Here is a 16238-nt window from a genome sequence, read left to right on the forward strand (position 1 = left end):
GCACGGTAGCTGCCGGAGGATGAGCGCGGGTGATCCACCGGGAATTGCAACGCGGCATGGTCGTCACCCAGTTGCTTGCGCCAGTACGCTAATTGTCGCTCTTTCTCACCGGCTTCCAGCCAGTTGCGTTGCCACAACGTATAGTCACCATAGCGGATAGGCAGATTGTTGAAGCAGACAGCTTTCCCTTGTGCATGTGCCTGATAGCACATTGCAAGTTCATTTAACAGGATTTGCATCGAAGCGCCATCCGAAACAATGTGGTGCATTACGATGACCATAATGTTGTCCTGTTCCGCCATCCGGATCAGGGCAACCCGCAACAATGGACCTTGCGTCAGATCAAAAGGTGACGCAACAATACGTTTTATTGCCTCGGCAGCTTCTTTTTCACGCTGTGAAGCGGACAGATCCTGCAAATCAATATTGGCAATCATTAATGACAATACCGGCTGAATGATTTGTTCAGCTGAGCCTGTTGCACTGATACGAAAAATTGTGCGTAACGACTCATGCCTATCGATCAGATTCTGAAAACTGGCATAGAGCGCTTGTTCATCCAGTGCACCCGATAAGCGTAAGGCATACTGAATATGGTAGGCGCTGCTGACGGGATCAAGCTGCCACAGAAACCAAAGGCGCTGTTGCCCATAGGATAAAGGTAATACATCGATCTGATCCTTACTGGGTAATATGCGGTTTTCAGGTATTGAATAAGTAGGTTTTGTCGATATCAGATATCTGATTTCCGCAGCGCACTGATGCAATCGCGGATGCTGAAACAAGTTGCGCGGAGTAAATGGGATGTGCCATTGGTCTGAAATGCGCGCCACAACTTGAACAGCCTTCAGTGAATTACCACCCATGGCAAAAAAATGAGCTTCGCGTCCCACACCGGTACGATTTAATACCGCTTCCCAGATGGCTGCCACTGCACACTCCGTTTCATCCATTAACGACTGGGAAGGCTGCTGGCTCCCACCACGTACAAAGTGACCGTATTCGTAGATGGCATAAGCATCCAATGTGCGTTCGCGCCAACCTTGACGGCAGGCAGAACGTTGTAGCTTGCCACTGGATGTTTTGGGCAGCGCGCCTGGATTTAACAGTACTACCACTGATAAAGGTTCGTGGCAACTGGCACTGACTGCTTCACTGAGCGCCTCCACCAGAATTTCAGCGGCAATGAGTTTCTGCGTACTGCGCGATACTTCAACCGCAACGCCGATTCCTTCACCATCTTCGTTTTCGACTGCAAATGCGGCTATCCTTCCCTTACGCACAACCTCTACTTCTTCCTCAATGATCAGTTCGATATCCTGAGGATAAATATTTTGTCCGCGGATGATGATGAGATCCTTAAGCCGTCCCATAATGTACAACTGACGAGCATGAATGAAACCCAGATCACCGGTGCGCAGCCAGCGTTCGCCTTCATGCTGCAGAAAAGTGGCTGCGGTTTCCTGTGGGCGTTGCCAATAACCATGAGCCAGACTGGGCCCATCCGTCCAGATTTCACCAACAGTGCCGTCTGCCACGGGAGTCAGCTTTTCCGGATCGACGATCTTGACCGTATGGCTGGAGGCCGGGAAGCCGCAGGCAACGACCGGTATTCCCTGGGTCACCACTTCCGCCTTGCCTTGCGCCAGCAATTCAGCAGAAAATTCACAGGTCTTCATTCCTTCTCCACGCACGCCGCCGGTCACAAACAGCGTTGCCTCAGCCAGACCATAGCAGGGATAGATTGTACTGGCTGGAAAACCGGCTGGCTTAAAGCGTTCGATAAATGCGCACATTGTTTCTCCGCGTACCGGTTCTGCGCCGGAAAAGGCGACACGCCAGGTCGACAAATCAAGTTCCTGTAATTGCGAGCTTCTCACGCGCTCGACGCAGAGCTGGAAAGCGAAATTGGGAGCGCCGCTGACGGTGGCACGATAGTGAGAAATAACCTCGAGCCAGCGTACCGGTCTTTCAATAAAAAACTTGGGTGTCATCAGAATTGCCGGAATACCTCGATGTATCGGCTGCAGCAATCCTCCGATCAATCCCATATCATGATACAGTGGAAGCCAGCTCACAAAGATATCATCAGCACTGATTGACATGCCTTCTTCAAACGCCCTGGCATTCACCATCAGATTATGGTGACTGACCATCACGCCTTTGGGGGTGGAAGTTGATCCAGAGGTATATTGCAGAAAAGCAATGTCATCATTCTCTGGTATATGGGCACGCCATCTGGTTGCGTTATTTTGCGCTACCGTGTCAACCGTCAGAATCTCAACACCTGCCAATTGTGCGATTGCTGCATCACCGATCAGCGACAAGTTCCTACTGATGGTGATAATACCTTGCGCCTTAGCATCCGTAGCGATTGCAAGCAACCTTGCCAGATGCTGTTCCCGTATCGACTCCGGAGGAAAAACAGGTACCGCAATTACCCCTGCATAAAGACAGGCGAAAAAACCAGTCACGTAATGCTCATCATTATCCATCAGCAATAATGCGCGCTCACCGGGTGCAAAGCGGTCCTGCAGAATAGCAGCAAGCGCTTTGACCTGCAGATCGAGCGTCGCATAGTCGAATTGCCTGTCAACCAATCCATCACCATCCGCATTCACAACAATCAACGCAGTATCAGTTGGACAGTCGCGGGCAAGCGCCTGCAAATGGGTTACAAAGTTGTCAGGATAGTCACGAGATGGAATCAATCTAGTATTCATGATTTATACCTAAAGAATCTTGCTGTATCAGCTAATTAATTGATAGCAGTGTTTAAATTTCTTGATTCATAGTTTTTGCAGTAGCATTTCAATTTGAATCATGTGAATTGTCAGCAATCACAGAGAGAAGCGTTGGATTGCGATCGCATTGCCGATTGTTTTATCAGCGCCAGTGCTGCCTTATAATGCGCCGGCGCATCAATTGACCAAGCGCTGACACTGGACCACTCGGCAAGATCATGGGCAATACAATAACTTCCGTCACCATTCGGTAGCACGGTAATAGCTCTCAGATGGTCAGCAATTCCGAATCCCAGCGCTTTCAGCACAGCCTCCTTCACCACCCAGAGCTCAATGAAGTGCTTGACTGGCCAAAGCTTCCAGGCACGTTCAGTCGGAGAAAGCACATGCCTATCCAGCCCAGTCACATCCCGATGGCATTGCTCGATGTCGACTCCAATTTCTCCAAGCGTGGATAAGGCAATCAATGCGAAACTGCCGGCATGGGAAATATTAAATTTGATGTCAGGATGCGCCGGTAAGCGCGGTTTTCCAAATTGATCTGCTTCAATTTTCAATGTATCAGGCGATGCCATCACACGCTCTGCCAGCAAGCGACGCAGCGCTGCCCGTGTCGCAATGAAACGCACGCGATCCTGCTGCTGAAGAAAACGCTGTGCCCGGACTTGCTCATCAGCGCTTAACAATGACCAGTCATGGCTCAGTTGCGTTGAGCCCGGATTGAATTCGAGCAGCCAGACCTGAATGCCATCAGGTACCGTCTTAAGCAGTTGCAGATACCCCATGCGAGATCTCCATCTGACTTTCCACCAAGCGCTTTTTTAATGTGAACATAAACCACTCTTCAGATTGACGCAGGAAGAAATGACCGCCATCAAACCAGTCCAGCGTAAATGTCCGACTGCTTTCTAATTGCCAGGCGTTCAGTTTTGTCGCGCCAATCTCATCTGTCCGTCCACCAAAACCATAGATCGGAATGGGCAAAGGTGGCAATGAAAGATACTGAAAACTTCCACACACACGATAATCTATCCGTAATAAATCCAATGTCATCGCCAGCAATTCGCGGTTGTTAAACACTTCTGTCGGTGTACCACCCTGTTTACTTAGGTCTGCAATCAGTGCAGCTTCACTCTGCATCCTGGTATAGCGCTCACTATCCTGGCAACTCGGTGCCGCACAACCCGACACAAATAGTGCCGCAGGTGGTGGTAATTTCCGAGCACATAGACCCTGAGTAATGCCATAAGCAAGCAAGGCACCCATGCTGTGACCAAAAAGAACGTATCGCTCAGGCAGCGCAGGCGCCAGTTCGTCACATAAACTTTTTGTCAGCGTCGCATAACTTTCTTTGGGTGACTCATTCAATCGGCTACCACGACCCGGCAATTCAATGGGTTGCAACTTTACCCAGGCAGGCAATAATTTTCTCCAGCGCAAGTACATTGCTGCGTTCGCACCTGCATAGGGCAGACAAAATAGTGTTAATGGTTTCAGCATAAGTAAAGCGCCTAGTGGGCGTTATCCATAAAACGCCGCAGGCTAAGCGGGCGCATGTCTGTCCAGACTTCCTCAATATGATTCAAACAAGTCTTTTTATCTCCCAACATGCCCGTATCCCGCCACCCTCCTGGAATCGCCTTCCATTCCGGCCAGATAGAGTATTGTCCTTCATGATTGACTAGTACGCGAAACACGCCATCTTCGCGGTCAAAACAACTTGTCATAGCAAATACCTCAAATTACCGATTAAATATTATGATTTTTAAATAAGAATGCTTCTTATTCATACAAGACGAATCGGCTTATAAAGAATACAAAAATTATTCACCCTACCAGTTCCGCCGATTCCTTGAGGAAACACCCCAGATTCACAAAGAGACATAAAAATTGTCAGAAATTTTTTAGAAATCATAAGCATCTCCTTAAACTATTTTGATTAAAATATGAGTAAATCTCTATAGTCTTGCGGATGCTTTGCTCAAAAAAATATTTCTGCAATGATCCATTGCTTCATGGATAAGAATGTTTATCAGCGAAGTAGAAATATTTAACTCATCGGCAATCATTCGGTGCGTATAGCCATCTATTCGATACAGTTCAAAAACCCGCCTTGTACGTTCTGGAAGCTTGGTCAACGCTTCTGCAATTAATGTGAGATGCTGACAAGTAATTGCATGAGTTTCTGGTGTTACCGCTAGCACTGGCACGGGCAATCCTTCCTCATCGGTTTCGAAAAGCTCTGTCTCAAATGCAATACGCCGATAATGATCAATGGCCAGATTACGGACTATCTGAAATAGATAAGCTAGTGGTTGCCTCACTTTTTGCTTGACTGATGATTCAGTAATCTTGATGTAGGCATCCTGCACAACATCTTCTGAACGCTCCCAATCCCCTAAAATTTTATATGCCGCCCGACGCAACTGCATTCGATTTGCGATAAATACTGTATCTAATTGTTGAACCCACTTTTCGACTGGTTCCATCACAAGCCTTTATTATTAAGACATTATTAACATGAATGATAATAATCATGATAATGATAATTATTATTATTTATACTTATACAAGTAGACTACGCTAAAAAACAACTGCTTTGCCAGATTTGAGCAATAACTACAAAATTAAAAAGCTCCAAATGGCTGAACTGGCTGAATCACAAGCTGCTTAGTCTGCTTCATTCAAGCGAAGGCTGATATCGTAATAGCCCATGTCTATCAGAAGCATATTCTGCGAATAGAAGATAATAATGATAATCATTATTATCTAAATTGTAAATAATCACCGCTGAGAAATTTTGAAGGGATGTTCAAATGTGCACAAGCAAAAAAACAATTCCAGGAATCGCATACTCAGGTAAGAAAATGACATTTTTTGTTATTTACTGACAAATAGGAGTATCCGCTGGGCGTTTCGCTCGATTTTGAAAGGAATAAGAAGGATAAGATTGATTAATGATAGAGCCTCCAATGAGTCAGTCATTAAATCATCATCAATCAGTATGCAAGCCTGGTATGCCAATACGTTGTATATGAATAGCATTGTTTCCTTCCTCATAAGCGAGCAATTTACCTTCCTTTTGCCAGAGACGAAATGCTAGAGAATAGGATAATACCCGGATCGGATAATCGCGCGGTAGTGTTTGCAAGTATGGTTGGATCGTGGTGAAATCAGAAGCGCCATATTGTTGCATGATAAAACGCAGCCCCCCGTTGGCAGGGCCGATATTATAGGCGAGCAGAGCCAGAAAAAGATCACCTTTCATTTCAGCCAAATAGTGTTTAAATGTCGCTGCGGCGATAAAGGCGTTGTGCCGGGGATTTTCTAGAGAGATTTTTTCCGTGCCTAATCTTTTATAGGCTTGAGTCATTACCGTTTTCGGAACCTGGGTGATTTGAAACAAACCACGCCCGCCATCGCTGCTCTCTCTTGGTATAAAGGAAGACTCTGCTGCTGCAATACCTTGTAATAGATTGACATCAACATTAAAAGCGCTGGCTGCATTCTCGATAGCCTGTTGATATTCCTGGGCTCGTTTTATCATTTTCTGCAGCTGTGTTGTATTATGCCTGCGATAAGCAGCATAAACTTGATGTGAAATTGTCATTCGACCGGCTTCTTCTTTGCTTCCAACCAGGGTGCGGAAATTTCCATAAGCTAGCGTGAATTGATCGTGGATAGCAAACCAGATAATCAGCAAAGCAAATGAGAGAGATAAGACTGGCGCCAGAAATTCAGAATAAGATTGCAACCATTTTCTCAGCTTCCACCAACCGATGAGAAAAACAGAAGCAGCTAGTATCAAAGTCAATATGCCAAAAGCGAAGGGTAGCAAACTACCGAAAAAACTGGTCCCCGAAAAGCGATTGGCAGAATAACCTAGTATCACTATGATGAGTGAAATCGCTGTAATGCCTAGGCCAAATATTTCTATGCTTAGCAGCAGCAATTTTTGCCGAAATTCACCAGGCAGTTTCTTCTTCGGTCGTTTGCGGGATATAACTTTGCCAGTGCTCGCAATTGACTTACGCTTGCGCTTGGATTTTAGCTTGACGTCATCAGGTATAGATCTGCTGAAATTAGCTGTTTTATCCATTGAAATCAATTTTAAGCAGTCTCATAAGTCAGTTAAACCTAAGAAGCCCTGAATGAGCCACCAAGCAAGATGAGGTACAAAGCGGGGGCGGAACATAGGAATGAGGCATATCGGGCAGATAGACGAGCTTTCGAGTGCCGCCCCATGCAGCTCTCTGGCACAGACACTTATTCAGGACTTTCCTAACAGTTAAATGATACGTTGCGTTTATAATGCTTCTCTTCTTCAGAAGCGTTACTAAAAAATCATTGAAGACATGCTCCACTTCTCGCACTAATTGTAGCATCTTCTACTCCAAAATCCGCTCCACTTCTCTCCTTAACAATCTTTTCATCATTCCAGATCGGAATTAAAAAAACTCCCTACCTTAGCTCGGCAAGTCCTTCTTCAGATCCGATCTCAAATATTGGCACAATTTGTGCTTTATCACTATTGCAGTACTAAAAAGGCAAACTCTGCGAAAGCAGGGGACGCAAAGTCACTGATCTAACGGGAAAATCCCCATGATGGCAGGACTGCAGGTAACACACTCGTGCAGGTCGCATATGTGATTTGACGAGCATCGATCAATAAATTCGATAGGTATCCGCGCAGTTCCGTCCTTTTAAATTATAAGGAGGAATTAAATATGAACAGCAATAGCCAAGCATTACTGGCCCCTAGTCTACTACCGACTATCATCAAACCCAATCAATCTACTGCAAACAGACAAACGCATCATGCCGCATTGATCGCATTATTATTCTTTATTAGCATGATGCTGGTTCCGTGGGGAACAGCGCTGGCTGGCGCCACTCCGGCTGTGACAACTCCAGTCAAATGGCATCCAGGTCATTATTACTCATTGATGGAACATGGAAAAAATTCTTCTTGGTACTTGTCGATGGTATATAGAGAACTTAAAGCAACACCAGCATTGCGTGGCATACAGATTCGCTATTCATGGGCAGAACTAGAGCCAACTGAAGGTGTATATGATTTCTCGCAGATCGCGAAGCGGCTCTCCGAGCTTAGCGCAATTAACAAACGCCTCATTATCATGTTGGATATGAGGACATTTGACCATTTAGAAGAATTTGTACCAGACTACATTAAAACGAGTACCTATGAAGGAGGTGTATTTCTCTATGATAGCGTCATCAAAGACCGCCAAGGACACAACATCAAGCTGTGGAATCCACTAGTACATGATCGACTGGTTGCGCTAATTCGCGAACTGGGAGAACGCTTCAATTCAGACCCCCACTTTGAAGGTATCGGTATAACAGAAACCGCTATAGGAGATCCTGTAAAACCATTATCTAGCACCCAAATAAACGGTTATTATGAAAATATGCTGAGTCTACAACAGCAGATGCGCAATTACTTTCCTAATACCGTGACATTCCAGTTCACCAACTATCCACGGCCGATTCTAGAATCATTTATCGGAAAACTGGAAGAGATGGGAACGGGATTGGGTGGACCAGACACTTTCCTGGAAGAACCCGGATTACTCTTCCCCAGAAAGCCACACGGCGTCTATCATTACTATCCTAAACTTTCGGGAATTGTGCCTCTAACACCTTCGGTAATGTCTGGAAATTATAAAAATACCAGGACCGATGGAAGCGGTTATAAACCCACCGTCTCAGAACTTCTTGCTTTTGCACGGGATAAACTGAAAGCCAATTACATCTTTTGGACACGTAACCCAGATTATTATCGCAAAGTATTGGAATTGCTGAACATGAAAGCTCAAAAAACTACACTTTCGGGTGGATTAGATTCAACTTGCCCCAGCGCCTTTTCCTCATGTGTAGATTAGCAGTTTCCTGAACAGATTCATTGAGTGCAGGTCATACTCTCAAAGTATGAACCTGCACCTCGATCAACCCCCTAGCAATTTGTTTCTTTATCTAAATCATGCAAAGAAAAGATAACTCCCGCCAACGGCGGCAAAGTAATCACAATCGAGTCAGTAAAACTCAGCCATGGTTCTTGCGAAGAAGCAATACACCCTGCATTGCCCATATTGCTGCCGCCGTAATAAGTTGAATCACTGTTAAATATTTCACGGTAAACACCACCCACAGGAACGCCCATGCGATAACCGATACGTGGGACCGGTGTAAAGTTGAGAATCACCAATACAAAAGTACCATCTTTAGCACGCCGCATGTAGCTGATCACGGACTGATCGATATCCTCACAATCGATCCAGCTAAATCCTTCGGCAGAAAAGTCGAGTTGATATAAAGCCGAGATGGATTTATAGCAACGATTCAGGTCGCGCAAAATCGCCTGTACACCGGCATGTCGTTCTTGCTGCAGCAATGACCAGTCCAGTTCATGATTAACTCGCCATTCCTGCTGCTGGGCGAATTCATTACCCATAAAATTGAGTTTCTTGCCCGGCCACGTCATTTGATAAACCAATAATAGACGCATATTGGCAAATTTCTGCCAGGTATCACCGGGCATTTTATTAAATAATGAGCCTTTTCCATGCACCACTTCATCGTGCGAAAAAGGCAAAATAAAGTTTTCGGTATACGCGTAGAGTTGGCTGAAGGTAAGCAATTGATGATGATAGCGCCGGTAGATAGGATCTTGACGCATATAAGACAAGGTATCATGCATCCAGCCCATATTCCACTTCATCGAAAAACCCAGGCCACCGACATAGGCCGGGCGCGATACCGCCGGCCATGCGGTGGATTCTTCGGCCAGCGTCAATGTCCCTGGAAATTCCCCATGCACCATTACATTCAGGTCGCGTAGAAAATCGATCGCCTCGAGATTCTCTCTACCCCCATATTTATTTGGCAGCCATTCGCCTTCCCTGCGAGAGTAGTCCAGGTACAGCATGGAAGCCACCGCATCGACCCGCAATCCATCCAGGTGAAATTCAGAAAGCCAGTAATAGGCACTGGACAACAAAAATGATTTCACCTCGTTGCGGCCATAATTAAAAATATAAGTACCCCAATCTTGATGAAAACCCAGGCGCGGATCTTCATGTTCATACAAGGCTGTACCATCAAAACGCGCTAACGCGAAGGCATCTTGCGGAAAATGTGCAGGTACCCAGTCAAGGATTACACCGATCCCCGCCTGGTGGCAGGCGTCTACAAAAAACCTGAAATCATCGGATGAACCATAGCGGCTGGTAACAGCAAAATATCCCGTCGTCTGATAACCCCATGATTCATCCAGTGGATGTTCTGAGATGGGCATCAACTCGATATGGGTATATCCCATTTCCAATACATAAGGCAGCAGATGCTGGGCCAGTTCCCGGTAGGTATAAAAACGCCCATCCGTATGGCGCTTCCATGAGCCAGCATGAATCTCGAGGATATTCAGTGGTGCATGCAGCCAATCCCAATTTACGCGATTCGTCATCCATGAGGCATCGCGCCAATCATAGACCCTATTAACAGCTGTTAATGCCGCAGTGTTGGGTCGGAGTTCAAAGCGCTTTCCATAGGGATCGGTCTTAATGAGAATTTCACCGCTATCCCGGTTACGAATTTCAAATTTGTACAGTGAATCAGGCGGCAATTCCGGAATGAACAGCTCCCACACGCCACTGCTATGATGCACTGCCATTGGATGAATTCTTCCGTTCCAATGATTGAAATCACCCACTACGCTGACACGCTCCGCGTTGGGCGCCCATACTGAGAAACGCATGCCGTCAACACCGGCATTGTTGACAGGCTGAGCACCTAGCGTACGATAGGCTTGCCACAACTTGCCTTCATTAAACAAATATAAATCGTGAGCAGAAATCTGCAGTGGAAATGCATATGAATCATAAGCTTCATAAACTATATGCTGTAATCCTTTTTTTTCAATGCGTAATCGATACGGCATATCAGGTAGAGATTTCCCACGCCATTCAAAAACCCCATCCGAATGGATCCGTCTCATTGGCTCAAAACCTGCCGTTGTCCTAATCCATATATTCTCATCATATGGACGAAATACGCGCACTACAGCCTGGCCGCGTTCTTTATGCAACCCCAGATAAGCGTAGGGGTCATATAGCTGCGCATTCAGCAGTGCCTGTTGAAGCAGATTGGTTTTACTTGTAGTAATCACATTTATAAACTGGCTAGCTTGATTAATGAATTATAGCTTGTCTAATTTTTGACAAATGACAATTAAACTAAAAGTACGTAAGAAATGCCATAATGCGATAACATATTGACGACACGAATCATGAAGGCATATCGCTATGGATAATAAAATCAGTACATTGGAAAGTGAATTCGGAGCACAGTATACAAGCAGCATACGTTTCCACAGCAACCTTTCGAACGATACCATCGCGCTGGTACTGGCGGGCGGGCGTGGCAGCCGTTTACATCAACTGACGGATTGGCGCGCAAAACCGGCAGTTCCTTTTGGTGGAAAATTCCGCATTATTGATTTTCCACTTTCCAATTGCGTCAATTCAGGCGTCCGGCGTATCGGTGTGGTCACGCAATACAAGGCGCAGAGCCTGATTCGCCATATTCAGCATGGCTGGAGCTTTCTGGATGGCCGCTTTAAAGAGTTTGTCGAACTGCTGCCAGCCCAGCAACGAACCGCCGAAGAAACATGGTATCAGGGCACAGCCGACGCGGTATTCCAGAATATCGATATCCTGCAACGCCATGATGCAAGATATGTATTGGTACTGGGCGGCGATCACATTTACAAGATGGATTACAGCAAATTGCTGTCCGAGCATATCGAAAAAGCAGCGGACGTAACGGTAGCCTGTCTTGAAATTCCAGTGCAGGAAGCCAGTTCTTTTGGCGTAATGGGCGTCAATGATGCATGGCAAGTAACCAGTTTTACCGAAAAACCGGCTAATCCGCCACCCATACCCGGTCGACCGGATACAGCATTGGTAAGCATGGGAATTTATGTGTTTAATGCAGCATTTCTCTATCAGCAACTCATTCGTGACCATCAAGCAACTGATTCAGCACATGATTTTGGAAAAGATCTGATTCCGTATCTGGTGCCTCGCTATCGCGTATTTGCACACCGGTTCCAGAACAGCTGTGTCAATATGATGGCATCAGGAATACCGTATTGGCGTGACGTGGGAACACTCGACGCCTACTGGGAAGCTAATATTGATCTTACAACTATCACGCCACAACTCAATCTGTACGATGAGAACTGGCCGATCTGGACGCATCAGGAACAATTACCTCCCGCTAAATTTGTTTTTGATGATGATGACCGCCGGGGTCAGGCATTGGATTCATCCGTATCGGGAGGCTGTATTATCAGCGGTGCAGCAGTTCGCCGTTCCTTGCTGTTTTCCAATGTAAAAGTTCGCAGCTATAGTAATGTGGAGGATTCCGTCATATTACCCAATGTCGAGATTGGCCGAAATGCGCGCTTGCGACGGGTAATCGTGGAAAAGCAATGCATTATTCCTGAAGGCTTGGTGGTTGGGTATGATTCAGAAGCGGATCGCGAACGATTCTACGTAACACAGAAAGGCGTTACCTTAATTACACCAGAAATGCTAGGGCAACATATCCATAAAGTATGTTAACTGTTTATAAGTATTATCATTTTAAATGAAGCAATTAAATCTTGTTCTATTGTGGCACATGCATCAGCCAGATTACCGCGATTATATTACCAACGAATTCGTATTACCGTGGGTATATCTGCACGCCATCAAGGATTATACCGATATGGCTTATCATCTGGAAACGCATCCACAGACTAAGGCGGTTATTAATTTTGTACCGATATTGCTCGATCAGTTGGAAGATTTCACCGAACAATTCGCCACTGGGCAGATACGTAACCCTTTGCTGCGTCTATTAGCCACACCCGAACTTGAACGTATCACCATCCAGGATCGCCTCTATATATTCGACAGTTGTTTTCTCAGCAATCATGACACGATGCTGCGACCCTATCCAACCTATAAACGGCTGCACGAACTGTATCAAATCTTCAATAAGCGCAGTGAAAGTGAGTTAACTTACATCTCCGGACAGTATTTATCCGATTTGCTAGTATGGTATCACTTGGCATGGATGGGTGAGAGTGTGCGCCGCAACAATGAATTCGTCATGAGATTGATGGCCCAAAGCAGGGGATTTAGCTATGCGGATCGATTACAACTGTTCAATCTGATTGGAGACCTGATCCAGAAACTGATTGCACGCTATCGTAAACTCGCTGAGTCAGGTCAAATTGAGCTATCCACAACCCCACACTATCATCCGCTAGCGCCACTGTTAATTGATTTTTCTTCCGCCCGGGATAGCCAACCCGATATTACTTTACCAGAATATCCTCTGTATCCAGGCGGACGTAGCCGTGCCACATTTCAGTTGTCTTCGGCGGTCACCAGTCATACGCAACGTTTTAATGAAAAACCCGCTGGTATCTGGCCCGCTGAAGGCGCTCTATCGACAGCGTTATTAAAAATCATGGCAGAGCAAAATTGTCAATGGAGCGCCAGCGGTGAAGGTGTGCTGGCCAGCAGTTTACGTGCTTCCTACCCGGACGAATCATTGCCTGATCGCAACCATTACTTATATCGCCCCTACCGTGTCGCTGGAGAAGCAGAGCGAGTCATCTGTTTTTTCCGTGATGATCAATTGTCCGATTTGATTGGTTTTGAATATGCCAAATGGTTTGGGCGTGATGCAGCGGAAAACTTCATCCAATCTCTGGAACGCATCTATCACAGTACGCCTGCTGAGGAAAGTCCGATTGTCAGCGTCATCCTGGATGGAGAAAATGCCTGGGAATCTTACCCATACAATGCTTTTTATTTCTTTAACGATCTTTACAGCCTACTCGACAATCATCCATTTATTCGTACCACAACTTATCGTGACTATATCGCCAACCCTGAAAATGTGGATAATATCGCAACCTTACCCAAACTGGCAGCCGGTAGCTGGGTATATGGAACATTTTCTACCTGGATTGGTGATAAGGAAAAGAACTCTGCCTGGGATATGTTATGCGCTGCCAAATATAGTTTTGACCGCGTCATCCAAAGCGATCGGTTAACCGATGAAGAAAAAATCGAAGCCAGCCGGCAACTGGCATCCTGTGAAAGTTCCGATTGGTTCTGGTGGTTTGGTGATTACAATCCCGCTCATTCAGTAACAAGTTTTGATCAACTGTTCAGACAAAACCTGATGAATCTCTATCGTTTGCTAAAATTGCCGATACCACCAGCAGTACTTGAACCCATTAGCAAAGGTAGTGGGCATACTGAAGAAAGCGGCACCATGCGGAGGTCTTCATGAGTATCTGATTGATTTCAGGCTACACTAGCAGCATTTATAACTGGTTTCAGTTGCCCAGCTTCTTAAAACAATTACACCGGAATCATTAAATGTCAAAACGTGTATCGCTACTTTTTGGTGTCCATGCACATCAACCCGTCGGAAATTTCCCTCATGTGCTCACTGATGCGCACCTGCGTTGTTACCAACCCTTCCTGCAAGTGCTGTATCGCTATCCGGACTTTCGCTTCGCCGTACACTTCTCTGGCTGGCTGCTTGATTACCTGATGCAGCATTTCCCTGAAGATATGGCGTTACTGCATGAAATGGTAATGCGAAAACAAGTAGAACTATTCGGTGCGGGAGATACTGAGCCGGTCTTGGCGGCTATTCCAAACCGTGATCGTATCGGACAGATCGAGACTTTTTCCAGCAAACTTGCAGCAAGGCTAGGGCAACGTCCGCAAGGCGCATGGCTAACTGAACGCGTATGGGAGTCAACGGTCGTTCCGGCGCTCGCAGATTGCGGCATCCGTTATGTGATCGTGGATGACTACCATTTTCTCTGCGCTGGAAAAACTTATGCGGAATTAAATGGTTATTTCACTACTGAAGAAGATACTCGTAAGCTTGACTTATTCCCCATTTCAGAATCCTTGCGCTATAAAATTCCATTTTACCCGGTTGAGGAAACCATTGCCTATCTGGAATCATTGGCAGATCATTCACTCAATAACAGCGTTGCAGCAATTTATTTTGATGACATTGAGAAATTTGGAATCTGGCCGGAAACTTATCAATGGGTATACGAGAAGGGCTGGCTGGAGCGTTTTATTCAAAGCGTATTAGGCTCAACAAAAATTTGTACCCAACACTACAATGAGTATCACGCCTGTGAAAAAACGCGAGGTGTTATCTACTTACCGACAGTATCCTACATTGAAATGAACGAGTGGACGCTGCCTGCCCAATCTGCCAATAGCTATGCAGATTTGGTCCGACAGGCCAAAACCGATGGCTGGTATGAACCTAAAAAAGCATTCTTACGCGGCGGCATCTGGAAAAATTTCTTTTCCTGCTACCCAGAATCCAACTGGATGCATAAGCGCATGTTAGGACTCTCGGCACGGTTAAATTCGCTGTCGGAAAAACAACGAACAGAACTTATGCAGCAAAAACTCTATGAATCCCAGGCCAATGATGCTTATTGGCATGGCCTGTTTGGTGGCTTGTATCTTCCTCATTTGCGACGTGCAGTTTACAATGGCCTGGTCGAACTGGAGGCATTACTGGATGCTTGTATGCCGCGCCCTGCGCTCTTTACCGAAGATACTGATCTGGATGGCGTAACAGAAACTTATCTGCAAAACGGCATTCTCCAGGCAGTGGTGAAGCTGGATAGCTTCGCCAGTATTTGTGAATTGGATGCCTATCGACTGAAGCATAACTTCGGCGATACATTGCGCAGTCAGGTCGAGTACTATCACCAGAAAATTCAGCCAGGCGAGCATTCTTCATCTAACCATGCCGTGAATGGCATTGCTTCGGCGCACGACAGAATCAGCTATAAGCATGAAATTACTGCGGTAGATATGGTAGCGGACGATCATCCCCGTAGTCTGTTTGTAGATTGTCTGGACGATATGTATATCGCCTATCAGTCTGCTTCAGTACCTGAACACAGTCGCTTTGAATCCGAAAATACCGAGCATCCCATCCATAAGCACATCATGCTAAACAATAATCAGCTTCAAGTAACCTATCATTTTGGCGCTAAAATGGCCCAGGTGATGTTCAGTACCGAAATCAATCTCGCCATGCCAAGCTGTGACGGTGCTGGTGGGCGTTATATCTATCAGGGAGAAATTCCTGGCGGCTTTGGTCAATTGGTTGATCTAGCGGATCTAACTGAAATAACACTGGAAGATGATACATTGGATGGCAATGTCGTGTTGAAAGCTTCCTCTCCCGTGACCTTTGTTGCACATCCGCATTTTTCGGTATCTCAATCTGAGAGCGGGTTTGAGAAAATCATGCAGGCGGTCATATTGCTATTGAAGTGGCCGATAACGACGCCAGAACTGGTCATCACGCTGGAGATCAATCCACGGATACATCAGTAAGCAATTGATCCAATAA

11 protein-coding genes and 1 riboswitch are annotated in these 16238 nt (G+C 45.9%); of the genes, 4 read left to right on the top strand and 7 right to left on the bottom strand.

The window, feature by feature from the left end; genetic code table 11:
• The 6 genes from BM021_RS09520 to BM021_RS09545 form a co-directional block, all read right to left on the bottom strand.
• Nucleotides 1–2723: AMP-binding protein (locus tag BM021_RS09520; RefSeq protein ID WP_143074322.1), on the bottom strand; the 2723-nt coding region annotated here is incomplete at its 3' end.
• A gap of 110 nt (nucleotides 2724–2833) precedes the next feature.
• The gene (locus BM021_RS09525) at nucleotides 2834–3529 is read right to left on the bottom strand and encodes a 4'-phosphopantetheinyl transferase family protein (RefSeq protein WP_090720808.1); all 696 of its coding nucleotides are present in this window, start codon (nucleotides 3527–3529) and stop codon (nucleotides 2834–2836) included.
• On the bottom strand, nucleotides 3507–4244 hold the full coding sequence (locus BM021_RS09530; protein WP_090720809.1) for a thioesterase II family protein: 738 nt from the start codon (nucleotides 4242–4244) through the stop codon (nucleotides 3507–3509). Before BM021_RS09530 ends, BM021_RS09525 begins: the two co-directional genes overlap by 23 nt.
• Nucleotides 4245–4255: 11 nt before the next feature.
• Nucleotides 4256–4471: an MbtH family protein gene (locus BM021_RS09535; RefSeq protein WP_090720810.1), complete on the bottom strand. Its 216-nt coding sequence runs from the start codon at nucleotides 4469–4471 to the stop codon at nucleotides 4256–4258.
• Nucleotides 4472–4702: 231 nt separating this feature from the next.
• Nucleotides 4703–5233, bottom strand: a complete 531-nt coding sequence (locus BM021_RS09540; RefSeq protein ID WP_090720811.1) for an RNA polymerase factor sigma-70 — start codon at nucleotides 5231–5233, stop codon at nucleotides 4703–4705.
• A gap of 506 nt (nucleotides 5234–5739) precedes the next feature.
• Complete coding sequence (locus BM021_RS09545) at nucleotides 5740–6843, bottom strand: lytic transglycosylase domain-containing protein (protein ID WP_090720812.1); 1104 nt, start codon at nucleotides 6841–6843, stop codon at nucleotides 5740–5742.
• Nucleotides 6844–7280: 437 nt separating this feature from the next.
• Nucleotides 7281–7366, top strand: a riboswitch (cyclic di-GMP riboswitch).
• A gap of 105 nt (nucleotides 7367–7471) precedes the next feature.
• On the opposite strand from BM021_RS09545, the gene BM021_RS09550 reads away from it, so the two are divergent.
• Nucleotides 7472–8650, top strand: coding sequence for a glycoside hydrolase (locus BM021_RS09550; protein ID WP_090720813.1), 1179 nt, complete (start codon nucleotides 7472–7474; stop codon nucleotides 8648–8650).
• Between the two features lie 71 nt (nucleotides 8651–8721).
• Here BM021_RS09550 and glgB read toward each other — a convergent pair whose 3' ends face one another.
• A complete protein-coding gene (gene glgB / locus BM021_RS09555; protein WP_090720814.1) occupies nucleotides 8722–10932 on the bottom strand; it encodes a 1,4-alpha-glucan branching protein GlgB in 2211 nt (736 codons plus the stop codon).
• A 136-nt stretch (nucleotides 10933–11068) separates the two neighbouring features.
• On the opposite strand from glgB, the gene glgC reads away from it, so the two are divergent.
• The 3 genes from glgC (at nucleotide 11069) to BM021_RS09570 (ending at nucleotide 16222) form a co-directional block, all read left to right on the top strand.
• Nucleotides 11069–12391, top strand: a complete 1323-nt coding sequence (gene glgC, locus BM021_RS09560) for a glucose-1-phosphate adenylyltransferase (RefSeq protein WP_090720815.1) — start codon at nucleotides 11069–11071, stop codon at nucleotides 12389–12391.
• Between the two features lie 25 nt (nucleotides 12392–12416).
• Complete coding sequence (locus BM021_RS09565) at nucleotides 12417–14120, top strand: glycoside hydrolase family 57 protein (protein WP_090720816.1); 1704 nt, start codon at nucleotides 12417–12419, stop codon at nucleotides 14118–14120.
• An 89-nt stretch (nucleotides 14121–14209) separates the two neighbouring features.
• Complete coding sequence (locus BM021_RS09570; protein WP_090720817.1) at nucleotides 14210–16222, top strand: alpha-amylase/4-alpha-glucanotransferase domain-containing protein; 2013 nt, start codon at nucleotides 14210–14212, stop codon at nucleotides 16220–16222.
• The last annotated feature ends 16 nt before the right edge of the window (nucleotides 16223–16238 follow it).

This window comes from Nitrosomonas sp. Nm166, from assembly GCF_900112825.1.
Lineage (GTDB): Bacteria > Pseudomonadota > Gammaproteobacteria > Burkholderiales > Nitrosomonadaceae > Nitrosomonas.